Source organism: Nocardioides limicola (assembly GCF_016827675.1).
Lineage (GTDB): Bacteria > Actinomycetota > Actinomycetes > Propionibacteriales > Nocardioidaceae > Nocardioides > Nocardioides limicola.
Window position 1 is genome coordinate 191200 of the sequence record NZ_JAERJA010000003.1, and the last position, 24600, is coordinate 215799.

Annotated in this window: 20 protein-coding genes; 8 read left to right on the forward strand and 12 right to left on the reverse strand. The window is 68.8% G+C overall.

All coding sequences use genetic code 11. The annotated features are described in order from the left end of the window. Positions 1 to 6: 6 nt before the first annotated feature. From JKG67_RS08040 to JKG67_RS08060, 5 genes are read right to left on the reverse strand one after another with little or no spacing between them, the layout of a single operon-like run. Positions 7 to 1224, reverse strand: a complete 1218-nt coding sequence (locus JKG67_RS08040) for a sarcosine oxidase subunit beta family protein (RefSeq protein ID WP_203336771.1) — start codon at positions 1222 to 1224, stop codon at positions 7 to 9. Then, positions 1224 to 2510: a serine hydroxymethyltransferase gene (gene glyA / locus JKG67_RS08045; RefSeq protein WP_203336772.1), complete on the reverse strand. Its 1287-nt coding sequence runs from the start codon at positions 2508 to 2510 to the stop codon at positions 1224 to 1226. Before glyA ends, JKG67_RS08040 begins: the two co-directional genes overlap by 1 nt. A 16-nt stretch (positions 2511 to 2526) precedes the next feature. Next, a complete protein-coding gene (gene fdhA, locus JKG67_RS08050) occupies positions 2527 to 3741 on the reverse strand; it encodes a formaldehyde dehydrogenase, glutathione-independent (protein WP_203336773.1) in 1215 nt (404 codons plus the stop codon). Between the two features lie 46 nt (positions 3742 to 3787). Next, complete coding sequence (locus JKG67_RS08055) at positions 3788 to 4942, reverse strand: FAD-binding oxidoreductase (protein ID WP_203336774.1); 1155 nt, start codon at positions 4940 to 4942, stop codon at positions 3788 to 3790. Positions 4943 to 4968: 26 nt separating this feature from the next. Further along, entirely contained in the window at positions 4969 to 6279 is a 1311-nt protein-coding gene (locus tag JKG67_RS08060; RefSeq protein WP_203336775.1) for an aromatic ring-hydroxylating oxygenase subunit alpha, read from the reverse strand. Positions 6280 to 6557: 278 nt separating this feature from the next. Between JKG67_RS08060 and JKG67_RS08065 the strand changes: the two genes are divergently transcribed. Next, positions 6558 to 7406: a methylenetetrahydrofolate reductase gene (locus JKG67_RS08065; protein WP_203336776.1), complete on the forward strand. Its 849-nt coding sequence runs from the start codon at positions 6558 to 6560 to the stop codon at positions 7404 to 7406. An 8-nt stretch (positions 7407 to 7414) separates the two neighbouring features. Here JKG67_RS08065 and JKG67_RS08070 read toward each other — a convergent pair whose 3' ends face one another. From JKG67_RS08070 to JKG67_RS08085, 4 genes are read right to left on the reverse strand one after another with little or no spacing between them, the layout of a single operon-like run. Next, positions 7415 to 8056 carry a DUF1638 domain-containing protein gene (locus tag JKG67_RS08070; protein WP_203336777.1) on the reverse strand — a complete coding sequence of 214 codons (642 nt, stop codon included), beginning with the start codon at positions 8054 to 8056 and terminating at the stop codon, positions 7415 to 7417. Then, positions 7995 to 9950 carry an ASKHA domain-containing protein gene (locus JKG67_RS08075; RefSeq protein ID WP_203336778.1) on the reverse strand — a complete coding sequence of 652 codons (1956 nt, stop codon included), beginning with the start codon at positions 9948 to 9950 and terminating at the stop codon, positions 7995 to 7997. Before JKG67_RS08075 ends, JKG67_RS08070 begins: the two co-directional genes overlap by 62 nt. A gap of 7 nt (positions 9951 to 9957) precedes the next feature. Next, positions 9958 to 10830: a dihydropteroate synthase gene (locus JKG67_RS08080; RefSeq protein ID WP_203336779.1), complete on the reverse strand. Its 873-nt coding sequence runs from the start codon at positions 10828 to 10830 to the stop codon at positions 9958 to 9960. Further along, positions 10830 to 11495, reverse strand: a complete 666-nt coding sequence (locus tag JKG67_RS08085) for a cobalamin B12-binding domain-containing protein (RefSeq protein ID WP_203336780.1) — start codon at positions 11493 to 11495, stop codon at positions 10830 to 10832. The genes JKG67_RS08080 and JKG67_RS08085 overlap by 1 nt, the downstream gene beginning before the upstream one ends. 38 nt (positions 11496 to 11533) lie before the next feature. Between JKG67_RS08085 and JKG67_RS08090 the strand changes: the two genes are divergently transcribed. After that, entirely contained in the window at positions 11534 to 13069 is a 1536-nt protein-coding gene (locus JKG67_RS08090; protein ID WP_203336781.1) for a trimethylamine methyltransferase family protein, read from the forward strand. Between the two features lie 61 nt (positions 13070 to 13130). Here the strand turns inward: JKG67_RS08090 and purU are convergent, their stop codons facing one another. Further along, complete coding sequence (gene purU, locus JKG67_RS08095; protein WP_203336782.1) at positions 13131 to 14012, reverse strand: formyltetrahydrofolate deformylase; 882 nt, start codon at positions 14010 to 14012, stop codon at positions 13131 to 13133. 227 nt (positions 14013 to 14239) lie between these two features. On the opposite strand from purU, the gene JKG67_RS08100 reads away from it, so the two are divergent. The 6 genes from JKG67_RS08100 (at position 14240) to JKG67_RS08125 (ending at position 21946) form a co-directional block, all read left to right on the forward strand. Further along, the gene (locus JKG67_RS08100; RefSeq protein ID WP_203336783.1) at positions 14240 to 16765 is read left to right on the forward strand and encodes a GcvT family protein; all 2526 of its coding nucleotides are present in this window, start codon (positions 14240 to 14242) and stop codon (positions 16763 to 16765) included. Between the two features lies 1 nt (position 16766). After that, the gene (locus tag JKG67_RS08105) at positions 16767 to 17540 is read left to right on the forward strand and encodes an electron transfer flavoprotein subunit beta/FixA family protein (RefSeq protein ID WP_203336784.1); all 774 of its coding nucleotides are present in this window, start codon (positions 16767 to 16769) and stop codon (positions 17538 to 17540) included. Continuing rightward, on the forward strand, positions 17537 to 18520 hold the full coding sequence (locus JKG67_RS08110; RefSeq protein ID WP_203336785.1) for an electron transfer flavoprotein subunit alpha/FixB family protein: 984 nt from the start codon (positions 17537 to 17539) through the stop codon (positions 18518 to 18520). The genes JKG67_RS08105 and JKG67_RS08110 overlap by 4 nt, the downstream gene beginning before the upstream one ends. A gap of 87 nt (positions 18521 to 18607) precedes the next feature. After that, on the forward strand, positions 18608 to 19969 hold the full coding sequence (locus JKG67_RS08115) for an MBL fold metallo-hydrolase (protein ID WP_203336786.1): 1362 nt from the start codon (positions 18608 to 18610) through the stop codon (positions 19967 to 19969). Beyond that, a complete protein-coding gene (locus tag JKG67_RS08120; protein ID WP_307816476.1) occupies positions 19966 to 21288 on the forward strand; it encodes an MFS transporter in 1323 nt (440 codons plus the stop codon). Before JKG67_RS08115 ends, JKG67_RS08120 begins: the two co-directional genes overlap by 4 nt. Continuing rightward, positions 21281 to 21946 (forward strand): ArsR/SmtB family transcription factor, encoded by a 666-nt coding sequence (locus JKG67_RS08125; protein ID WP_203336787.1) that lies wholly within the window; start codon positions 21281 to 21283, stop codon positions 21944 to 21946. Before JKG67_RS08120 ends, JKG67_RS08125 begins: the two co-directional genes overlap by 8 nt. A gap of 146 nt (positions 21947 to 22092) precedes the next feature. Here JKG67_RS08125 and JKG67_RS08130 read toward each other — a convergent pair whose 3' ends face one another. After that, positions 22093 to 23280, reverse strand: coding sequence for a fatty acid desaturase family protein (locus tag JKG67_RS08130; protein WP_203336788.1), 1188 nt, complete (start codon positions 23278 to 23280; stop codon positions 22093 to 22095). A 31-nt stretch (positions 23281 to 23311) separates the two neighbouring features. Further along, complete coding sequence (locus JKG67_RS08135; protein ID WP_203336789.1) at positions 23312 to 24427, reverse strand: ferredoxin reductase; 1116 nt, start codon at positions 24425 to 24427, stop codon at positions 23312 to 23314. Positions 24428 to 24600: the final 173 nt, after the last annotated feature.

Here is a 24600-nt window from a genome sequence, read left to right on the forward strand (position 1 = left end):
CGGACGTCAGTGCGCGACAGCCGCGGCGCCGTGCTCGGCGATCAGCGCCCCGGTGACGAAGCGCTCGAGCCCGAACGGTCGGTTGAGTGGGTGCGCCTCGCCGGTCGCCATGGTGTGGGCCATCGCCGTGCCGGCACCCGGTGTGGCCTTGAACCCTCCGGTGCCCCACCCGCAGTTGATGTAGAGGTTCTCCACCGGCGTCGGGCCGATGATCGGCGACGCGTCCGGGGAGACGTCGACGATGCCGCCCCAGGTGCGCAGCAGGCGCGCCCGTGCGAAGATCGGGAAGAGTTCCAGGGCGGCGGCCATCTGGCGCTCGATCACGTGGAAGGACCCACGCTGCCCGTACCCGTTGTAGGGGTCCACGCCGGCGCCCATGACGAGCTCGCCCTTGTGGGCCTGGGAGACGTAGACGTGGACGTGGTTGGACATCACCACGGTCGGGTGGATCGGCTGGTAGAGCTCCGAGACCAACGCCTGGAGGGGGTGCGACTGCACCGGCAGCCGGAAGCCTGCCATCTCCGCGAGCACGCTGCTGTGGCCGGCGGCCGCCAGTCCGACGGTGCCGGCGGCGATCCTGCCTCGGGTGGTCTCCACACCCACGACCCGGTTGCCGTCCTTGACGAAGCCGGTGACCTCGCAGTTCTGGATCAGGTCGATGCCGCTGGCGTCACAGGCGCGTGCGAACGCCCAGGCGACGTGGTCGTGCTTGGCGATCCCGGCGCGCGGCTGGAAGGTGGCGCCCAGGACCGGGTAACGCAACTCCGGCGAGACGTTGAGGATCGGGCAGACCTTGGCGACCTCGTCCGGCTCCAGCCACTCGGCGTCGACCCGGTTCAGCCGGTTCGCGTTGACGCGCCGCCTGGCCTCGCGGACGTCCTGCAGGGTGTGGGCGAGGTTGAGCACCCCCCGCTGGCTGAACAGGAAGTCGTAGTCCAGCTCGGTGGGCAGCTGCTCCCACTGCTTGAGTGAGAACTCATAGATCGCCGCGCTCTCGTCCCACAGGTAGTTGGACCGGATGATGGTGGTGTTGCGGGCCATGTTGCCGCCGGCGAGCCAGCCCTTCTCCAGCACCGCGACGTTGGTCAGGCCGTGGTTGCGCGCCAGGTAGTAGGCCGTGGCCAGTCCGTGCCCGCCGCCACCGACCACGATCGCGTCGTACGACGGTCGGGGGTCAGCGTCCCGCCACAGCCAGTCGGGATGCTCGGGGAGCGGCTTGGCCATCAGGGCTCCAGGTCGGGGTAGAGGGGGAACTTCGCGGCGAGCACCTCGACCCGGCCGCGGAGCTCCTTGAGCTGGGTCTCGTCGCCGGAGCCGGCGAGTGCCTCGGCGATGACGTCGGCGACCTCGGTGAAGGCGGCGGCGTCGAAGCCACGGGTGGCCAGCGCCGGGGTGCCGATCCGGACACCGGAGGAGATCATCGGCGGCCGCGGGTCGAACGGCACGGCGTTGCGGTTGACCGTGATCCCGACCGTGTGCAGCCGGTCCTCGGCCTCCTGGCCGTTGATCTCGGCGTCACGCAGGTCCACCAGCACCAGGTGCACGTCGGTGCCACCGGACAGGACCGTGATCCCGGCCGCGGCGACGTCGTGCTGCCCGAGCCGGCCGGCGATGATCCGCGCCCCCTCCAAGGTCCGCTCCTGCCGGTCCTTGAACGCCGGCTCGGCGGCCATCTTGAACGCGACCGCCTTGGCGGCGATCACGTGCTCGAGCGGACCGCCCTGCTGGCCGGGGAAGACCGCGGAGTTGATCTTCTTCGCCAGCTCCGCCCTGCTGAGGATCACGCCGCCGCGGGGCCCGCCGAGGGTCTTGTGCGTGGTGGTCGTGACCACGTCGGCGTACGGCACGGGGCTCGGGTGCAGGCCGGTCGCGACCAGGCCCGCGAAGTGCGCCATGTCGACCATCAGATAGGCGCCGACCTTGTCGGCGATCCGGCGGAACTCCGCGAAGTCCAGCTGACGCGGGTACGCCGACCAGCCCGCCACGATCAGCTTCGGCTGGTGCTCGACGGCGAGACGCTCGACCTCGGCCATGTCGATCCGGAAGTCCTCCGGGGAGACCTGGTAGGCCACGACGTGGTAGAGCTTCCCCGAGAAGTTCAGCCGCATGCCGTGGGTGAGATGTCCGCCGTGGGCCAGGTCGAGGCCCAGGATCGTGTCGCCCGGGTCGAGCAGCGCGAACATCGCCGCCGCGTTGGCCTGGGCGCCGGAGTGCGGCTGCACGTTGGCGGCCTCGGCGCCGAAGAGCGCCTTGATGCGGTCGATGGCAAGCTGCTCGACGACGTCGACGTGCTCGCAGCCGCCGTAGTAGCGGCGGCCGGGGTAGCCCTCGGCGTACTTGTTGGTGAGCACCGAGCCCTGGGCCTCCATCACCGCGCGCGGTGCGAAGTTCTCCGAGGCGATCATCTCCAGCGTGCTCTGCTGGCGGACCAGTTCGCGCTCGATCTGCTCGGCGATCTCGGGGTCGAAGTCGGCGAGGGTGCGGTCGAGCACGGAGATCTGCGAAGTCATGACGTCTCCCATCGCCTCAGGCCCGGACCATGCCGTGCGGGTCGATGACGAACTTCTGCGCGGCGCCCTGGTCGAACTGGGCGTAGCCGAGCGGCGCATCGTCGAGGCTGATCGCGGTCGCGTTCACGGCCTTCGCGATGTGCGCCTTGTCGGCCAGGATCAGGTTCATCAGCTGGCGGTTGTACTTCTTCACCGGGCACTGGCCGGTGACGAGGGTGTGGGACTTCGCCCAGCCGAGGCCGAGGCGGACGCCGATCTGGCCGATCTTCGCTGCCTCGTCGACCGCGCCCGGGTCGCCGGTGACGTAGAGGCCGGGGATGCCGAGGGAGGCACCCGCGCGGGCGATCCCCATCACGTCGTTGAGGACCGTGGCCGGTGCCTCGCCGGCGCCGGCGCCGTGGCCGCGGGCCTCGAAGCCCACCGCGTCGACGGCGGCGTCGACCTCGGGCTCGCCGAGCAGGTCGGCGACGATGTCGGTCAGGGAGTCGCCCGTGGACAGGTCGGCGATGTCGCAGCCGAAGCTGGCGGCCTGCGCGAGCCGGTCGGCGTTCATGTCACCGACGATGACCCGGGAGGCGCCGAGGAGCTGCGCCGAGTACGCCGCGGCGAGGCCGACCGGACCGGCGCCGGCGACGTAGACCGTCGAGCCCGTGGTGACGCCGGCGGTGACCGCGCCGTGGTAGCCGGTGGGGAAGATGTCCGACAGCATCGTGAGGTCGAGGATCTTCTCCAGCGCCGCGTCGCGGTCGGGGAACTTCAGCAGGTTGAAGTCGGCGAACGGGATCATCACGTACTCCGCCTGGCCGCCGACCCAGCCACCCATGTCGACGTAGCCGTACGCCGCCCCGGCGCGCGCCGGGTTCACGTTGAGGCAGATGCCGGTCTTGCCCTCGTTGCACATCCGGCAGCGACCACAGGCGATGTTGAACGGCACCGAGCAGATGTCGCCGACCTGGTGGAAGAGGACGTCCTCACCGATCTCGACGATCTCGCCGGTGATCTCGTGGCCCAGGGACTGGCCCACGGGTGCCGTCGTCCGGCCGCGGACCATGTGCTGGTCGCTGCCGCAGATGTTGGTCGTGACCAGTTTGAGGATCACCGCGTGCGGGGCTGCCTGCTTGATGCCGAGTCCTTGGGAGACCTCACGCGGAATCTCCAGCTTGGGGAACTCGGTGTTCTCGATCGCGACCTGTCCAGGTCCCGCGTAGACGACGACTCTGTTGTCAGCCATGGTGTGACTCCGTTTCTGCTTCGGGTGGGGGGTGCTGCTGACGCGATCAGGCGTCGAGGGTGAGGTCGCTGAGCGGCTTGGAACAGCAGACGAGGATCTTGCCCGCGGTGATCTCGCGCGGGCGGATGCCGCCGTTGTGGTTCATCTCCACCTCCCCGGACAGCTTGGGGAGCTTGCAGGTGCCGCACATGCCCTGGCTGCAGGACGACGGGATGCGCAGGCCCTCCGCGAGCGCCGCGTCCAGCACGTTCTCGTCGGCGCGACAGGTGACCGTGCGGCCACTCCTGACGAACTCGACGGAGTACGTCGTCACCGCCCCCTCCGTGCCGTCCACCTCGGTGGACCGCGGGGCAACGGCGATCTCGTCGTAGTCGACTCCCTCCGGAGGCGGCGTCGCACCCGGCTGGGCCGGGTCGTCGAAGGTGAAGCTCTCCTCGTGGTAGTTGCGGAGGTCGTAGTCGGACTCCTCGAGGATGCGGCGTACGGAATCCATGTAGGGCACCGGGCCGCAGTTGAACGTGATCCGGTCGTGCAGGTCGGGCACGATCGTGTTGAGCATGGTGAGCGAGAGGCGACCACGCATGCCGCCCCAACGCTCCGACGGGTAGTCGTTCTCGCAGACGTGCACGACCCGCAGGTTGGGCATCATCGTCTCGATGGCTGCGAGTTCGTGGCGGAACACGATGTCGCTCGGCGTGCGTGCGCTGTGCAGGAACACCACGTCGGCATGCGACCCGAGGTCATACATCGTCCGGATCATCGACATGAGCGGCGTGATCCCGCTTCCTGCGGAGAGGAAGAGGTACTTGTCCGCCGGCTGCCGCGCCAGCGTGAAGGCACCGAGCGGCGCCATCGCGTTGACCTTCCTGCCGGGCACGATGTTGTCGTGCACCCAGTTGGACACCGTCCCGCCCAGGACCCGCTTGACCGTGATGGCGATGCGGTGGGGGCGGGTCGGAGGCGAGGAGATCGTGTAGCAGCGGTTGACCGGGTAGCCGTCGATGTCGAGCATCAGGGTCAGGAACTGTCCCGCTTCGAAGTCGAAGACCTGCTGTCCCTCGGGCTCGAACACGAAGTTCTTGACGTCGTGGGTGACGTCGGAGACCCCGGTGCACACCAGCACGGTCTGGTCCTCCTCCGACCAGCAGACCGGCGACTGCAGGGGCGGCACGAGACGCTCGGGTGCCTGGGTGGACGACATTGGCTACTCCCGGTGATCAGGTAGGGCTACTGGCTCGCGGCCGCGGTGAGGCGGCTGAGCTTCTCGGCGTGCTCGTGGTGCGGCGTGAGGTAGTCGTGGAGCCGGCCGACGTACCAGTTGATGAACGACTCGACGTCGTCCTCGACCAGGGCGTAGGGACCGGGCTCGTAGCTCGGGTCCGCAACGCCGCGCTGGGCCTTCTCGACGAGAAGCCGGTCCTGGTCGTTGGTGGCCTGCCACACGCCGGTCAGCCCCTCGATGGTGTAGTCGACGCCCTCGACGGCGTCCGGGTGGACGAGCCAGGTGGTGCGGACCATGGACCTGTCCGGCCCGAGCGGCAGGACGCTGAACACGACAGCGTGGTCGCTGAGCATGTGGAACCAGGAGTTGGGCTGCATGTGCAGGGACAGGTCGCCGAACTGGGGGTTGGTGAGGTCGCCCATGAGCTTGCCGCACACCTGGGCTCCGTCGGGTCCGAAGGACGCCCCGTCTCCGTCCAGCGGAAGGCGCATGATCATGAAGCCGGTCGGGCGCGTGTCGAGGTCGTGGACGAGCTCGCGCGGGACCCCGTTGAGCTTGCAGACGTTGTCCAGGTTCTCGGTGGCGGTGAGGTAACGGTCGTAGATCGGCCGCATGCGGGGTGTCACGTCCTCCTCGGAGTAGCGGAGGAACGGGAAGTAGGAGGTGATCAGCTCCGGGTGCGAGGCGTCGCAGTGGTGGCACTCGCGGTTGTTCTCCAGGACGAGCTTCCAGTTGCCCTCCTCGACGAGGTCGGTCTGGTGGGCGACCTTCGCCTCCTCGAGCCGGTACGACGCGAGGTAGGGCTCGATGACGGCAGCCACCTCGTCGAAGTCCTCCGGCGGCTCCTCCGCCAGGCACACGAAGATCAGACCGGTGACCGTGCGCACGTGCACCTGCTTGAGGCCGAACTTGGTCATGTCGAAGCTGGGTGACTGGCCCTCGGCGAAGATCAGGCTGCCATCGGTGCGGTAGGTCCACTGGTGGTAGGGGCAGACCAGGTTGCCCACCGAGCCACACGTGTCCTCGAGCAGCCGGGAGCCCCGGTGCCGGCACACGTTGTGCAGCGCACGGATCTCCTCGTCGTCGTCGCGGACGATGATGAGCGAGTAGGCGCCGATCTGGACGGTGACGTAGTCCCCCGGCTCGGGCACCTCGGCCTCGGTGGCGCAGAAGAGCCAGTGCGCCCCGAAGATCGCCTGCATGTCGAGGTCGTAGACGGCCTGGCTGGTGTAGAAGGGCGCCTCGAGGCTGTAGCCCACCTCACGGCGCTCGACCATGCTGGCGATCTCAGCAAGATGGGCGGCAGGGCCGGTCATGAAACTCACAGGGAACCTCCGAAGGCTGGGCGCGGGGAGCGGATGACGGTCATGCCGGCACTCCCACTCCCATTGTTGCGTAATATGCACCGTAGTGCGTTAATGGCAACAATGCCTGTTCGTCGATCCCGCCGTCAAGAGCCCGGGCGGGACAAATTTGCGACGCGCTTCGCTAGTCGACCATCGCCGCGCACATCGGGTCCTCGGCACTCTGGCGCCAACAGCCTTCGGCGGCTACGCTACCGTCATCCGATGCGCATCACGAAATGAGTTGCTTAATGCGCAATGCAGCTTCCGCGTCCGCCACGATGGTCCGCCTGCTCCAGCACGCGCGCTACGAGGTCCTCCCGACCGCCACCACCGAAGACAAGGTGCTCGCGCACGTGCCGTCCGACGTGACCATCACCGTCACCGCCTCTCCGGGCAAAGGCCTCGATGCGACGTTCGACCTGGCCGAGCGACTGGCCAAGAGCGGCTACCCGGTGGTGCCTCACATCGCCGCCCGGATGGTCACCGGACGTGCCGAACTCGTCGAGATCTGCGAGCGGCTCGTCTCCCAGGGCATCACCCGGATCTTCGTCCCCGGGGGCGATGCGGACCCCGCCGGCGACTACCCCGACGCCCTGTCCCTGCTCGAGGACCTGGTCAGCCTCGGCCAGCCGTTCGAGCAGGTGGGCATCACCGGGTACCCCGAGTCACACCCCACGATCGACGACGACCTGACCGTCCAGTCGATGTGGGACAAGCGTCGCTACGCCACCCACATCGTCAGCAACCTGACCTTCGATCCGGCCGTCATCCGTGACTGGGTCCGCCGACTCCGCGCGCGCGGCGTCACGATGCCGCTGCTGCTCGGCCTCCCGGGGCCCGTGGACCGCACCAAGCTGTTGTCGATGGCCACCAAGATCGGCGTCGGCGAGTCGACGAAGTTCCTGTCCAAGCACAAGGGCACCTTCGCCCGGTTGGCCGCGCCCGGGGGGTTCACCGGCGAACGCTTCCTGGAGCGCTGCGCCCCCTCACTGGCACCGCCCGAGGCACTCGTGGAGGGTCTGCACGTCTTCACGTTCAATCAGGTCGCCGAGACCGAGGCCTGGCGCACAGATCTGTTGCAGCGACTGCAGGGCTGAGGCCGCGCTCATCCCAGCAGCGTGGCGAGCTCCCGCTCCAGCCCGGCATGGCCGGTGTCGACGACGGTCAGTGGCAGCCCGATCGCCCCGGCCGCCTGCGCCGCGAGTGCGTGCAACTCCTCAGACGGCTCCTGGGCCAGCCAGACCACCCGCGTGTAGGCACCGAAGTAGTCATCGCGCAGCTCCGGGTGCCGGTCCAGGCCGAGCTCGCGCAGCACCGTGCGCGCGAAGGAGCGGACCAGGAAGTCGGTCAGCACGTAAGTGCCGGGCTGCTCGGCGAAGAACCCCGCCAGCCGGTCCGGCCCGGCGAACACGTCGTAGCAGTGCAGGCCCGGCAGCCGCTCGAGCCCCAGCTCGCGACACACCTCGTCGAGGGCGCCGTAGGTGCCGCAGTCGGCGTAGCCGACCGCCACCCGATCACCGTCGGCGAGCAGTCGCTCGGCCAGGGCCCGGACCTCGCCGGCGATCAGCTGCGGCTGGTTGTGCAGCAGCGGCGGCAACGGATGTACGACGAGCGGCCAGCCGCGCGCGGCGGCGATCTCCGCGGCCGGCTGGGCCAGCGCACCGCAGGCGATCAGGGAGAGTCGCTCAGAAGCCGAGCTGGTCGACGAAACGGTCGTTGAAGTCGGCGCGGTCGGAGAGCTCGACATAGGTCACCTCCTTGAGCAGCGCCGCCGCACCGGTGCGCTCGCGCACCGACAACAGGGCCATCTTCGCCCCCTCGCCGGCCACGTTGCCCGCGGAGACGATCCGCAGCACGGGCAGCTTCGGAACCAGACCGATCCGCACTGCCGAGGCCGGGGAGATGTAGCTGCCGAAGGAGCCGGCCATCAGCACCTGCTGCACGTCCAGGTGCTCCACCCCGAGCTCCTCGAGCAGCAGGGTCCAGCCGGTGGAGATCGCCGCCTTGGCGAACTGCAGCTCCCGCACGTCGCGCTGCGAGAGCACCACGCAGTCCTCGGGGGCGGAGTCGGGCTGCGGCCGGTGCAGCACGAACACCCGCTCGTCGCCGATCCGGGTGAGCCGGTCGGCCAGATCGGGCGCGATCTCGGCGGCCTGCTCCTCGGGCACGAACCGGCCCGAGCCGTCCAGGAGCCCGACCCGGACCAGCTCGGCCACCGCGTCGACCAGGCCGGAGCCACACAGGCCCTTGGGAGGCACGTCACCGATCACGCCGAGCTCCACGGTCTCGCCCAGGCGGATCACCTCGATCGCCCCGTCGGCGGCGCGCATGCCGCACCGGATCGCTCCGCCCTCGAACGCCGGACCGGCCGGGGCGGCCGTGCACACCAGCCGGTCCCCGTTGCTGACCACGATCTCGCAGTTGGTCCCGACATCGATGAAAAGCCGGGTCCGCTTGTCCCGGTCCATCCCGGTCGCGAGCATGCCGGCCACGATGTCACCGCCGACATAGGCCCCCAGGGCCGGGAAGAAGTAGGCGCGGGCCTGCGGATGCAGACCCAGCCCGAGGTCCGCCGCAAGGATCGTCGGGGGTTGATCGGTGAACATCACGAAGGGCGCCACCCCGAGGGGCTCGGGATCGATGCCGAGGGCCAGCGCGACCATGGTCGCGTTGCCGGCCACCGCCACCTCGTAGACCTGCCCGGGGTCGACATCGCCGTCACTGCAGACCTGCTGGGCCAGCTCGGCCAGCGTGGCGGTGGCCGCCTGCTGCAGCCGTGGCAGCGTGTCGGGGTCGAGCATGGTGGCACTGATCCGGGTGATCACGTCACCGCCGAACGGCTGCTGTTTGTTGAGCATCGACGCGACCGCGACGGGGACGCCGAGCGCGACGTCGAGCAGGGTCGCCACCACTGTCGTGGTGCCGAGGTCGAAGGCGATGGCGTAGCGCTGCTCGGTGGTGTCGCCCGGTTCGACGTCGATGAGCTCCTCGTCCACGATCACCGCGGTCACCTTGAAGTCCGCCCCGCGAAGCACCGAGGGCAGCCGGCGCAACACCGGCAGGCCGGCGGTCAGCTCCAGATCGTCGATGGCGCCGAGCAGCCGGCCGAGGTCGGGGCGCTGGTCGGAGAGGTCCGGCTCGGCGAGCTCGACGTACCTCTTCTGTACGGCGGGGCGCAGGATCACCTGTCGTCCGACACCCACCGTAGCCGCCTTGGGTCGGGTGGTCAGCGGCGGCACGTCGACGGCGAGATCACGGGTGGCCTGCACCAGGCAGGCCAGCCGCCATCCGTCGTCGAGCTGATCACGGCTGAAGGTGCGTACGTCGTGCCGGGTGATCGGCGTACTGCCCTCGACCCGCACCTTGCACTTGTGGCAGGTCCCGTGGCCGCCGCAGGTGGAGTCGATCGCGATGCCGTTCCACGAGGCGGAGTCGAAGACGGTCACCCCCGGAGGGACCCGGACCGTCCGCTTGGCCGCGGGGGCGCCACCGGCGTCCTCCACCGTGAAGGCGAGCTCGACCCGTCCGGCCCCGTCGTGGTCGACCGTCGGCGCCCCCGGGGCGGCCAGCAGGCCTTCTCGGCGAACGTCGTCGAGCGAGAAGTCCTGGTCCGGCACATCGTCGACGGGACCGGTCGTCACGGTGTCCTCACGCGCCCGCCTGTCGCGCGCGATGCGCAGCGATCCACGCGCCACCCCAGTCGTCGTGACCGAGCAGCAGGTCCGCCGCCTTCACACCCTCGACGACCGCGGGGGTGCGGGTGTCCATGATCGCGCTGGTGAGCCCGGCGGTCATCGCCATCGGCAGGAACGTCGCGTTCAGCGCATGCCGGTTCGGCATCCCGAAGGACACGTTGGAGGCGCCACAGGTCATGTTGACACCGAACTCGTCGCGGATCCGGCGCATCGTCTCCAGGACGGTGTTCACCACCGCCTGGTCGGCGCCGATCGGCATCGCCAACGGGTCGATCACGATGTCGGCGGCGTTGATGCCGTACTCGGTGGTGGCGACCTCGATGATCTTGCGGGTGAGCTCGACCCGCTTCTCGACCTCCATCGGGATCTCGTCCTCGTCGTTGGGCAACGCGATCACCGCGGCGTCGTACTTCTTGACCAGCGGCAGGATCTGCTCCATCCGCTCGTCCTCGGCGGTGATCGAGTTGACCAGCGCCCGCCCCTGGTAGACCGACAGACCCGCCTCCAGTGCCTCGACGACCGAGGAGTCGATGCAGATCGGCTTGTCGGTGAGCTGCTGCACGAGCGTGATGGCCTTGGCCAGCAGGTCGGCCTCGTCCGTCAGCGGCACGCCCATGTTCACGTCGAGCACGTCGGCGCCACCGTCCACCTGCGCCTTGACATCGCGCTCGATGGCGGACAGGTCCCCGGCACGCAACTGTTCCTGGAAGATCCGGCGACCCGTCGGATTGATCCGCTCACCGATCAGACAGAACCGGGTGTCGTGGCTGATCGTGAACTCGCTCGTGGCTGAGCGGAGCACCGTCTCGAGCCGTGGCGCGGCCATCAGGCGGGCACCTTCGTGCGCTTCTCGTCGAGCAGTGCCTTCGCCCGCTTCACGGTGGCGGAGGCATCGGCGGCGTACCCGTCGGCTCCGACCGCGTCGGCGTACTCCTGGGTGACCGGGGCGCCGCCGACCATCACGATCACGTCGTTGCGGATGCCGGCCTTCTCCAGCGCGTTGAGGTTGGCCTTGAACATCGGCATGGTGGTGGTGAGGAACGCGGAGAAGCCGACGATGTCGGGCTGGTGCTCCTCGATCGCCGACACGAACTTCTCCGGGGCGACCTGCACGCCGAGGTCGATCACCTCGAAGCCGGCCCCCTCGAGCATGATGTTCACCAGGTTCTTGCCGATGTCGTGCACGTCGCCCTTGACCGTGCCCATCAGGAACTTCCCGATGGTCTCGACGCCGGTCTCGGCCAGCAGCGGCCGCAGCACCGCCATCGCGCCGGCCATCGCCTTGCCGGCGATCAGCATCTCGGGCACGAAGAAGTCACCGCGCTCGAAGCGTGCACCCACCTCCTCCAGCGAGGGGATCAACGCGTCGAACAGCATGGTCTGCGGCTCCATCTGCAGCCGTAGACCCTCATCGGTCAACTCGAGCACACGGGGGCCGTTGCCGACCAGCGTCTCGTCGTACAGCCCTTGCAGGATCTCCTCGGGGGTCACATCCGCGTCCCTTCATCACTTGGCAAGAGTTCCGCGATATGGAACGCTTCCTTAATGACGCAACGCTAGGATGCCCGAGGCAGCGGCGTCAAGCGCCCCACGAGGCTTTTTCCACGACCACCGCAGGAGGATCGATGTTCCAGAACCGGATGCCGCGCTACGAGGTCCTCTCGCAGGATGCGATGGCGACGCTTGAGAAGGGGTGGCGCCGGCTGATCTCCGAGATCGGCGTCGAGTTCATGGACGACCGCGCTCTCGAACTCTTCCGCCGCGCGGGTCAACGCGTCGAGGACAACACGGTCTTCCTGGACCCCGACTTCGTGTTGGAGCAGGTGGCCAAGGCGCCGCGCGAGTTCGACGTCCAGGCCCGCAACCCGGCCAACAACATCCACATCGGCGGCGACTCGATGGCCTTCGGTGCGGTCTACGGCCCCCCGTTCGTGCGCGAGGGTGACCTGCGCCGTGACGCGACGATGGACGACTTCACGAACTTCACCAAGCTGGCCCAGTCGTTCCCCGCACTCGACTCCGCGGGCGGGGTGATCTGCGAGCCCAACGACACCCCCCTCGACAGCCGCCACCTCGACATGACCTACGCACTGCAGACGCTCACCGACAAGGTCTACATGGGCAACGTCGTCTCGGGTGTCAACGCCGCCGACACCCTGGCGATGACCTCGATCCTCTTCGGCTCCCGCGAGGCGATCGAGGAGACTCCGGCGACGATCTCGCTGATCAACTGCAACTCGCCGCTGCGCTGGGACGACCGGATGCTCGAGGCCCAGTTCGAGTACTCCGGCGCCGGCCAGCCCGTCGTCCTCACGCCGTTCATCCTGATGGGCGCCATGTCCCCGGTGACCATCCCCGCCGCACTGGTCCAGCAGATCACCGAGGCACTCTCGGGCATCGCCCTCTCCCAGTTGATCCGTCCCGGCACCCCGGTGATCTTCGGGTCGTTCCTCTCCAACATCGACATGCAGTCGGGCTCACCGACCTTCGGGACCCCCGAGTCGGGCCTGGGGCTGCTGTGCACCGGCCAGATCGCGCGCCACTTCGGGCTGCCGTTCCGCACCGGCGGCGGACTCACCTCGTCGCAGACCGCGGACGCCCAGGCCGGGTACGAGGCGCTGATGACGTTGATGCCCACCTTCCTGGCCGGCGCCAACTGGGTGATGCACTCCGCCGGCTGGCTGGAGGGCGGCCTGGTCGCCAGCTACGAGAAGTTCATCGTCGACATCGAACTTCTGCAGATGCTGCGGGCCGAGTTCACCCCGCTCGAGATCGATGAGGAGTCGATGGCATTCGGCGCTCATGAGGAGGTCGGCCACGGCGGGCACTTCCTCGGCGCGATGCACACCATGGAACGGTTCCGCGACTGCTTCTATCGGCCACTGCTGTCCTCGTCGGAGAACTACGAGCGCTGGATGCGCAACGGCGGCAAGGACGCCAACGCGCGTGCGGGCGAGATCTACCGGCGCAAGCTGGAGGAGTACCAGGCCCCGGCGCTCGACGAGGCGATCCGCCTGGAGCTGGAGGAGTACGTGGTACGCCGGCGGGCCGAGCTCGGCGACTGAGCCCACGCGCCGCGGGGGCCACTCGAGCAGTGGCCCCCGCGGCGCAGGGTCAGGCCCAGAGTCAGCGGAAGACGACGGTGCCGCGACCGTTGAGCAGGATGCGCGACTGGGAGTGCCAGCGCACGGCGCGGGAGAGCACCTGCGCCTCGACGTCTCGACCCGCCGAGACCAGTTGGTCCTGGTCGTAGGTGTGATCGACCCGCATCACGTCCTGCTCGATGATCGGTCCCTCGTCGAGGTCGGAGGTCACGTAGTGCGCGGTCGCGCCGACCAGTTTGACGCCCCGGTCGAACGCCTGGTGATACGGCTTGGCGCCCTTGAAGCTCGGCAGGAACGAGTGGTGGATGTTGATGGCCCGGCCCGACAGCTTCTTGCAGAGGTCGTCGGAGAGGACCTGCATGTAGCGGGCCAGGACGACCAGGTGGATGTCCAGGTCGTCGACCAGGCGCATCAGCTCGGCCTCGGCCTCGGGCTTGGTGTCCGGCGTGACCGGGATGTGCCGGAAGTCCAGGCCGTAGGAACGGACCAACGGCTCGGCGTCGAGGTGGTTGGACACCACGACGGGCACCTCGAGCTGCAGCGAGTTGGTGCTGGCCCGGAACAGCAGGTCGTTGAGGCAGTGCAGGTGCTTGGAGACCATGATCAGCGTGCGGTAGGGCGCCGCGGCGTCCCACAGCTCGTACTCCATGCCGAACTCACGGGCGACCGCGGCGAAGTCCGAGCGCAGCGTCTCGGCGTCCGTCGGGCCCCGGGAGCCGTCGACGACGAAGTCGATCCGCATGAAGAAGCGGTCGGCGAGCTGGTCGTTGAACTGCTGACTCTCCAGGATGTTCCCGCCGTGACGCACCAGGAAGCCGGTGACGGCGTGCACGATGCCGGGTCGGTCGTGGCAGGAGAGGACGAGCACGAAGTCGCCTGCGGGCGTGGAGGCCGGTAACACCATGGGAGGTCCTTAGGTCGGGGTGGAAGATCAGGCTGGAAGCACGTTACGGAACTCATTGTGCAATACGCAACAGGTCCGTGGCCAGAAAAAGTTTTGATCCAGTGCTCGGTCGGGGATTGACACCCGGGCCAGGTGCGGTCGATCCTATACGTGTAGCGCATGACGCATCTTGTTGCGTATAGCGTAACTACGTCGACATCAGCCGTTCCATGAATCGAGGACCACTTATGGCCACCGTCCCCTCCACCGCCCGCGTCGTGGTCATCGGCGCCGGAATCGTCGGCAACGGGCTCGTCCACCACCTTGCCCGCCTCGGCTGGACCGACATCGTCCAGATCGACAAGGGGGCACTGCCGAACCCGGGCGGCTCCACCGGCCACGCCTCGAACTTCATCTTCCCCGTCGACCACTCCCGCGAGATCACGGACCTGACCCTGGACTCGGTGCGGCAGTACCAGGAGATGGGGGTCTTCACGCAGTCCGGCGGCTTCGAGGTCGCCCGGACCGAGGAGCGGATGGAGGAGTTGCGGCGACGGATGTCCTCGGCGAAGGCCTGGGGCATCGAGGCGGAGCTGGTCTCCCCCGCGTTCGTGAAGGAGAAGGTGCCGTTCCTGGAGGCTGACCAGATCATCGGCGCGTTCTGGACACCCAGCGTCGGCGTCGTCGACTCGCTGCGCGCCGGCACGATCATGCGCGAGAGCGCCCTCGAGGCCGGCGTACTCACCGTGGTCCCGACGGTCGAGGTCACCGGGCTCGACACCGAGGAGGGGCCCAACGGTCGCCGCAGGATCACGAAGGTGCGCACCACCGGTGGTGACATCGAGGCCGAGACCGTGGTGATCGCCTGTGGCGTCTGGAGCCCCAAGATCGGTGACATGGCCGGGATCAGCATCCCGCTGACCCCCGCGGTCCACCAGATGATCAGCGTCGGACCCTGCCCGCAACTGGAAGGGACCGAGGGCGAGATCTCCTTCCCGATCGTCCGGGACATGGACACCTTCTGCTACGAGCGCCAGCACGGAGCCGACATGGAGGTCGGCTCGTACGCACACCGAGCGATCCTCCACGAGCCCGAGGACATCCCCTCGATCGAGCAGTCCAAGCTCTCCCCGACCGAGATGCCCTTCACCTCCGACGACTTCGACCTGCAGCTCGAGCAGGCCTACGAGCTGATGCCCGAACTCCTCGGCGCCGAGGGCGCGGAGATGCGCTATGCGATCAACGGTCTGCTGTCACTGACCGCCGACGGCGCCCCGATCCTCGGCGAGAGTGAGGTCAGCGGCCTGTGGACCGCGGCCGCGGTCTGGATCAAGGAGGGTCCGGGAGTGGCGCGCGCGGTCGCGGAGTGGATGACCCAGGGCTGGTCCGAGATCGACATCCACCACAGCGACATCGCCCGGTTCCACGCGCACCAGGAGCGCCGCGAGCACACCCGGCTGCGGACCACCGAGTCCTTCATCAAGACCTACGGGATCGTCCACCCCTCCGAGCAGTACGAGTCCGACCGCGAGCAGCGGCTGTCGCCGATGTTCGAGGCGCAGAAGAAGCTCGGCGCGTTCTTCTACGAGACCGCCGGATGGGAGCGGCCGCACTGGTACGAGTCCAACGCCCACCTGCTGGACGTGTACGGCGACGCCGTGATGCCGCGCGAGCACGAGTGGGACGCGCGCTGGTGGAGCCCGATCATCAACGCCGAGCACCTGCGGATGCGTGAGGCAGCGGGGGTCATCGACCTGACCGCCTTCTGCATCTTCGACATCGAGGGACCGGGGGCGTTGGAGTCCGTGCAGCGCACCTGCGTCGCCCAATGCGACGTCTCGGTGGGCAAGGTGATCTACACGCCGGTGCTCGATGCCCGCGGCGGCTTCAAGTCCGACCTGACCGTGATGCGCCTGGGCGTGGACCACTTCCGGGTCGTCACCGGCGGCGCGCACGGCATGGCGGACCGCAAGTGGTTCACCGACCACCTCGTCGAGGACGGCGCGACCACCCTCACCGACCTCACCAACGACATCTCGACGATCGGCCTCTGGGGACCGCGAGCCCGCGACATCCTGGCCTCGCTGGTGACCGACGACGTCTCCGACAGTGGCTTCGGGTTCCTGTCCTGTCGCGACATCGACGTCCACGGGATCCCGGTCCTCGCCTCCCGCATCTCCTACGTCGGCGAGCTCGGCTGGGAGCTCTACGTCTCCATGGACCAGGCCGCCGAACTGTGGGAGTCGCTCCTCGAGGCCGGCGACTCGCACGGCGCGGTGCCTGTCGGCATCGGCGTCTACGGCACCACCGGGCGGATCGAGAAGGGCTATCGCGCGTTCGGCGCCGAGCTCGACGCGGAGCGCACGATCATCGAAGCGGGCATGCAGCGACCGAAGGTCAAGGCCGCCGACTTCGTGGGCAAGCAGGCCTACCTCGCCCAGCGCGAGACCCCTCCCGCCACTGTCCTGTGCACGCTCACCGTCGACGATCACACCTCCGCCAGCGGGATCAAGCGCTACATGCTCGGCGGCGAGCCGATCCTGACCCGAGACGGCGGCACGCTGACCGACGGTCACGGTCACCACCCGTACGTGACCACGGCGGGATCGGCGCCCTCGCTGGGCAAGCACGTGCTGATGGCCTACCTGCCGGTTGACCAGGCAACGGTGGGCAACCAGCTCGCGGTCTCCTACATGGAGGAGCTCTACCCGGTGACCGTCGGTTCGGTCGACGCCACCGGCCTCTTCGACCCCTCGAACGAACGGATCCACTGAGATGACCAATGTCCTGGTCTGCGTCAAGCGGGTGCCCGACGCCTCCAGCGAAGTCGTGCTGACCGCCGACGGTCAGTCCGTCGACGGCCGCTTCGCCGGGTTCACGATGAGCACCCACGAGGAGTGCGCCGTCGAGTTGGCCGCGCTGGTCACGGCGGCCGGCGGTGGTGAGGCGACCGCCCTCACCCTCGGCGACGCCGAGGCGGTCGAGCAGTTGCGGGCCGCCCTGGCGGTCGGGTGCACCGCGGCGACGCACGTCGTGGCCGACCCCCAGCGGTTCGGCCCGGCCGACGTCGCCCGTGAGATCGCCGCCGTGGTCCGCGACCACGAGGCTGCGGGTCGCAGCTACGACCTGATCCTGCTCGGCAACGACGCCGCCGACAGCGGCGACTTCCAGGTGGGGATCCGGCTCGCCTACGAGCTCGGCCGTCCGGTCGTCAACGGTGTCACCCACGTGTCCGTGGCCGATGGGGTGGTCACCGCCAGCGGCGCCGGGACCGACGGCTACGAGACCTACCGGGTGCCGGTCCCAGCGGTCGTCACGATCCTCGAGGGAGGCGTCGAGCCGCGCTACCCGACGGTCCCCGGCCGGATGAAGGCGAAGAAGGTGGCGATCGAGGAGCGCACCCCGGCCGGTGAGCCCACCGGGCCGAACCGGGTGAAGTTGGCGCTGCCACCCCCGGTGCCCAGCAACGTGCAGATCCTGGGCAAGGGCGCGGACGCCGCGCCGGCAGTAGTGGACGTACTCGAGGAGTTGGGGGTGTTGTCGCGATGATCGTGGTACTGGTGGAGAAGGGACCCGACGGCCTGGCCGTCGAGGTCTCGCGTGAGACCGTCACCTTCGCGCGCTCGTTGTCCGAGGCTGGAGGCGGCGTCGCCATCGACGCGGTGGTGGTCGGCGAGGTCTCCGACGCGCTGCGCGAGCAACTGGCGGCGTACGGCGTCCGCGACGTGCACCGGCTCGGCGGTGAGGCGTACGACTCCTTCGCAGGCGCCGCCTGGGCCGCTGGCATCGAGAGCGTGCTCGCCGCCACCACCACGGTGGTGGTGATGGCCGCCGGGACTCCGCGCGGCAACGAGGTCCTCGCTCACGTCGCGGCCCGCCGCGGCGTCGAGATGGCCGCGAACGTGCTCACCTTCGGCGGACTGTCTCCGTTCGTGGTGACCCGACAGGTCGTGGGTGGCCAGGCCCTGGAGGAGATGAGGCTCGGCAACCGGCCGGCAATCTTCACCGTCGCCGGTCACGCCGTCGAGGCCGCGCCGGCCGCCACACCGGGCGCGGCAACGCTGGTCGAGCACGCACCTGACGTGGCGGCCGCGGACCTGATCGCCCGGGTCGTGTCGTCGGAGGAACCCGAGCCCGACCTCTCCGGGGACCTGAAGTCAGCCAAGGTGGTGGTCGGGGCCGGTCGTGGCGCTGGCAGCGCCGAGGGGTTCGCCGACCTGGTCGAACTGACCGAGCTCGTCGGCGGGTCCATGGGCGTCTCGCGGGTGGTCACCTCGCTCGGGTGGCGACCCCACCACGAGCAGGTCGGCCAGACCGGCAGCCGGATCTCACCGGACCTGTACATCCCGTGCGGCATCAGTGGCGCCATCCAGCACTGGGCAGGCTGCTCCTCGGCCAAGGCCATCCTGGCGATCAACACGGACGCAGACGCACCGATGGTCACCAAGGCCACCTACGCCGTGATCGGGGACCTGCACGAAGTGGTGCCCGCCATCAACGCCGAGATCAGGCGCCGCCGCGGGGAGTAGCCACAGCGACCCCCTCCCCCTCGTCCACCCCCTCCCTCCCCCTCCACACTCATTCCATAATTCCATGGATTGAAGTACTGTTGGCCTATGGGTGACATCACGGTCATCCCCTTGGTGGACGAGGGGTTGGGCAACTCGGCGTACCTGCTGGACCTGGATGACGGGCGGGCGCTGGCGGTCGATGTCAGCCGTGACCTGCGCCAGGTCCGCGAGCTCGCCCAGCGGCGTGGGCTGAGGATCGCCTATGCGGCCGACACACACCTACATGCCGACTTCCTGACCGGCGCGGTGCAGTTGGCTGCGTCGGAGGGGGCGCAGGTGCTGGCTTCGGCGAAGGGCCACCGGGAGTATCGGCATGCGGCACTGGCCGACGGCGATGAGGTGGACCTGGGAGGTCTGCGGCTGCGGGCCCTGGAGACACCCGGGCACACCCATGAGCACCTCGCCTTCGAGCTGCTCGACGGCGCCGCCACGCTGGGGGTGTTCACCGGGGGCTCCCTGATCGTCGGCTCGGCCGCCCGCACCGACCTGGTCGCCCCGGAGCGGACCGAGGCGCTGGCCCGGGCTCAGTACCGATCGCTCCAGCGCCTGGCGAGGCTCGACGACGACGTCGCGGTATGGCCCACCCACGGCGCTGGTTCGTTCTGCTCCGCACCGCCCGGCGCCGAGCGGACCTCGACGATCGGCACCGAACGCGCCACGAACTCGCTGCTGCGGTCCCCGAACGAGGACGCCTTCGTCGCCCAACTGCTCGGCTCGCTGGGCACCTTCCCGCCGTACTTCCTCCGCCTCGGCGAAGTGAACCGCCGCGGGCCCGCCCTCACTGCCGAGGACGGCGTACTGTCCGGGCTCACCGCAGCCGAGGTCGCGCGCCTGCAGGCATCCGGCGCGGCGGTGGTCGACGTCCGGCCCGTGGTCGACTTCGGGGCCGGCCACCTGCCGGGGTCGGTGTCGATCCCGTTGCGTCCCGTGTTCGCCACCTGGCTGGGATGGCTCGTGGAGGCCGACACCCCGATCGTCGTCGTGCGCAACGCCGACCAGGACCCGGACGAGATCCTCTGGCAGGCCCGCAAGATCGGCTACGACCGGATCGCCGGGGAGCTCCACGGGGGCATCGACTCCTGGCATGCCTCGGGTGAGCCGACGACCGCGATCCCGGTGGTCTCGGCCAGCGAGGTGGGAGGCACTGCGGTGCTCGACGTGCGCCAGCGCCACGAGTTCGAGGCCGGACACCTCCCCGGGGCGCGGCACCTCGAGTTGGGCGCCATCGACGCGCAGGCGTCTGAGCTCCCAGCGGGACCGACGGTCCTGATGTGCGGCCACGCCGAGCGCGCCATGGGAGCGGCGAGCCTGCTCGCGCGGGCAGGACGCCGCGACATCTCGGTCCTGGCCGGCGGGCCGCAGGACTGGGCGGACGCGACCGGCGACGCCCTGGAGACGGGCACGTGACCCGGATCCGTGCTGCCGGGGGGACCGGCCGTCGGCCGGTCACCCTGGGGCTGCGCGCCAACGCGGCGCAGTTCACGATCCTGGTGGCCATCAACGCCCTGGTCGGTGGCATGGTCGGTCAACAGCAGACGGTGCTGCCGCTGCTCGCCGAGGACGAGTTCGGGCTCACCGGCTACACGTTCATCTTCACCTACGTGGTCGCCTTCGGTGTCACCAAGGCGGCCGCGAACTACGTCGCCGGCACCTGGTCGGACCGGTACGGCCGCAAACCGGTGCTGATCGCCGGATGGCTGTTCGCGGTGCCGGTGCCGTTGATGCTGATCTGGGCACCCCACTGGGGGTGGGTGGTAGCGGCCAACGTGTTGCTGGGCATCAACCAGGGGCTGACCTGGTCGACCACGGTGATCATGAAGATCGACCTGGTCGGACCGAAGCAACGTGGACTCGCGATGGGCCTGAACGAGGCGGCCGGGTACGGCGCGGTCGCGCTCACCTCCATGGCAGCCGGCTACCTGGCCGCCGAGTACGGCCTGCGGCCGGCGCCGTTCCTGCTCGGCCTCTCCTACACCGCCCTCGCGCTCGGCCTCTCGACACTGGCGGTCAGGGAGACCCGGGACCACGCCAGGGTCGATGCTGCCGGCCACGTGGCGCGGGCCGACGGCAAGCACGACCACCTGCACGGCGATCTCAGCAACCGTGAGGTGTTCGCGCAGGCGAGCTTCCGCGAGCCGGCGCTGTCCTCGGCCAGTCAGGCCGGGCTGGTCAACAACCTGAACTTCGGGCTGTCGTGGGGTCTGTTCCCGCTGTTGTTCGCGAGCTCGGGACTCCCGGTGGGCCAGATCGGGGTGCTGTTCGCGCTCTACCCCGGCATGTGGGGCATCGGCCAACTGTTCACCGGCGCCCTGTCGGACCGGTGGGGACGCAAGCACCTGATCACTGTCGGGATGTTCACTCAGGCGACGGCCCTGGTCGTGATCGCGACCGCCGGCTCGTTCGGTCTCTGGGCGGCAGGCGCCCTGCTGCTGGGTGCCGGGACCGCGATGGTCTACCCGACGCTGCTCGCCGTGATCGGGGACGTGGCCCATCCGGCGTGGCGTGGCCGGGCAGTGGGCATCTACCGGGTCTGGCGCGACCTCGGCTATGCGGTGGGCGCCCTCATGGGTGGCGTGGTGGCCGACCTGTGGAGTCTGCGCACCGCAGTATGGGTGGCAGCAGCGGTCAGTGTCGCCTCGGCGCTCGTGGTCGCCGTCCGGATGTACGAGACGCATGCTCGGCCGACGAGGGGTCGGGAGCAGGAGGGGGAGGTCACGGATGGGTGAGCGCGCTGCCAAGGAGGCCTTGTACGCCGAGTTCGCTGCGGTCGGCAAGGTCCTCGGCCACCCGAAACGGCTCGAGATCCTCGACCTGCTGGCCCAGGGCCCACGGAGCGTGGAGGAGCTCGCCGCCGCCACCGACCTGGGGATGAGCACCTGTTCGGCGCACCTGCAGACGCTGCGCGAGGCGGGCCTGGTGGAGACCCGCCGCCAGGGCAAACGGGTCATCTACTCACTCGCCGGTGCCGATGTGGCGGGGTTGTGGGCGCACCTGCGACGGGTGGCCCAGGCGCACCGACCACACACCGAGGTCGCCCGCCGCGCCTACCTGGGACCGGAGGACACCGAGGCACTCGACACCGCCGAGTTGCTGCGCCGGCTGAGCAGGGGTGACGTGGTCGTCCTCGACGTCCGCCCGCCACCGGAGTACGCCGGCGGTCACCTGCCGGGCGCCGTCCACATCCCGCTGGAGGAACTGGCCGACCGGCTCTCCGAACTGCCGCGGGATCGCGAGATCGTGGCCTACTGCCGTGGCCAGTACTGCGTGCTGGCCCACGACGCAGTGCGGCTGCTCACTGCCAAGGGTCACCGGGCCAGGCGGGCTGCCGACGGGGTTCTGGAGTGGCGCGCGGCCGGTCTGCCGATCGAGACCGGCGCCGCCTGACCGGGCGACCAACGTCCGCGACTCACGGCGGCGGCGGCGTTGCGGCTGATCAGGACGAACTTCCCGCAGACCAGCTGCTCCGGATCGAGTTCACCGTCGTCTGACGACCACTGCCCGGGCCCCGGCCAGCGCCAGGGAACCCGCGATCAGGCGGCGGCCTGCTGCTTCAGCTTCATGCTGCGCACCGGGAAGGTGATGATCTCGGCAAGGCCGGCCTTCTTCGACGTCGTGTAGAAGCTGTCCGGCAGCGAGAGCTTGAAGACCTTCTTCCAGACGCTCGCGAGCTGCTTGGCCATCGAGTCCTCGTGGTAGGCGATGTCGTACTTCTCGCAGAGCGCGCGGACCTCGACGGCGATCTCCTTGTACCGGTACGCCGGGATGTCGGGGAAGAGGTGGTGCTCGATCTGGTAGCTCAGGTTGCCCGAGAGCACATCGACCCAGTGCGAGCCGGTGAAGTTCGCCGAACCGAGGATCTGGCGGTAGTACCACTCGGCGTGGCTCTCGTCCTCGGTCTCCTCGATCGAGAAGGTCTCGACCTCTTCGGGGAAGTGGCCACACCAGATGACCGACGACGCCCACAGGTTGCGCACCAGGTTGGCGGCAGCGTTGCCGGCGAAGGTGAACGGCGCACCGGGACCGGAGAGCAGCGGGAAGAGGACGTAGTCCTTCAGTGCCTGCTTGCCGGCCTTGTCACGGAAGCGACGCAGGCCCGGCTTCATCTCGGCCCAGGTCTTCTCGCGCTTGAAGAACTTCTCCGACTCGAGCTCCTGGATCGCGGTGCCCCACTGGAAGAACGTCTGCAGGAGGCCGCAGAAGACCGGGTTGAGCAGCCAGATCGGGTGCCACGGCTGCTCCTCGGCCAGGCGCATGACGCCGTACCCGGTGGCGTCGTGGTCCTTGCCGATGATGTTGGTGAAGGTGTGGTGCACGTAGTTGTGCGTGTACAGCCAGCTGTCGGCGTGGATCGTGTTGTCCCAGTCGAAGTTCTTCGACGTGTACTGCGGGTCGTTCATGAAGTCGTACTGGCCGTGCATGATGTTGTGGCCGATCTCCATGTTGTCGATGATCTTCGACAGGGAGAGCGCGGTGACGCCGGCGATCCAGGCCGGCGGGAACCAGCCGGCCCACAACAGGCCTCGACCGGCGACCTCGAGCTTCTTCTGCTTGCTGACGATGTCGCGGATGTACGCCGCGTCCTTCTCGCCCAGGTCCGCGACGATGCGTGCGCGCAGGTCGTCGAGCTCCTTGCCGAAGGCCTCGATCTGGGCCGGGCTGAGCTTCTTCGCCGTCGTGCTCGAGGCGGTCGTGGCGGGGCTTTCCAGTGTGGTGCTCATGAGGTCTCCCGGAGTCAGGTCGGTCGGGTGGTCAGAGGGCGATGGACACGTCGCCGCAGGGCGCCGAGATGCAGGTCTTGATGTTGACGTCTTCGTCGCTGTTGATCTCGCCGGTCAGGACGTTGCGCGTCGTACCGGCGTCCTTCTTGAAGACGCAGGTGTTGCAGATGCCGATCCGGCAGCCGTAGTCCGGCGTGAGGCCTGCCGCTTCGGCCTGCTCGAGGATCGTCTGGCCGCTGTTCTCCACCTCGATCTGAGAGGCGCCGAACGACAGCGTGCCGGTCGCGTCGTCGGTCGGCACGGTGCGTGTGGGCGCCGCGAACTGCTCCAGGTGGAGGCGGTCGGAGATGCCCTCGGCCTCGAAGACCGCGCGGACGCCGTCCATCAGCGGCATCGGGCCACAGAGGAAGGTCTCCGCCTCGGCGTAGTGCTTGTCCGCGGCGACCAGGTGCTCGCGGCTGAAGAAGCCCCGGAGGTCACCGTTGTCGGCGTTGGTGTAGGCGCGCACGATGCGGACGCCCTCGTACTTCGCCTCGATCTCGGCGATCTCCTCGCGGTAGATCACGTCGTCCTCGGTGAACGCGTAGTGCAGGAAGGTGACCTTGCCGATGTAGGCGCGCTCGGTGAGCGTGCGCAGCATGGACATCACCGGGGTGATGCCGGAGCCGCCGCTGATCAGCAGGATGCTGCGCGGGTGCGGCAACGGGATGTGGAACTCGCCTTGCGCCTGGGAGATCTGGACGATCAGGCCGGGCTTCGCGTGGGCCAGCAGCCACGGAGAGACGAGGCCGTCCGGGTCGACCTTGATGGTCAGCTCGAGGTGGCCGTCGCGGCGGAACTGCGAGTTCGCCGGCGAGTAGCAGCGGGTACGACGGATGCCGTCGATCTCGACGGAGAGCTTGACGAACTGGCCGGCCTTGAAGCCGGTCCACAGGTTGTTGGGCCGCAGGGTCAGGGTGACGCTGTCGGCGGTCTTGCGCTCGACATCGGTGACCTCGGCGCGGATCTCGGTGCTGGACCACAGCGGGTCGATCATCTCGACGTAGCGGTCGACGCCGTGCGGCGTGGTGATCGCAGCCGCGAGGGATGAGTTCAGGACGCGACGAGCGACCGACGACGACGTCAGCCTCTGAGCGATGAGCGACATTCCCGACTCCTTTAGTGAACAACTGTGCACTGATTAAGGTAGGGCATGCCACCCCGTGGCGCCAAGCGAGCTCGACGTGATGCTCACTACAGTGAGCATGCGTGCACTGACTGTCGTTCGGTTGAGCGGATGCCAACGGCCTGAACCAGGCCGAGGAAGCGGCCGACGCGTCC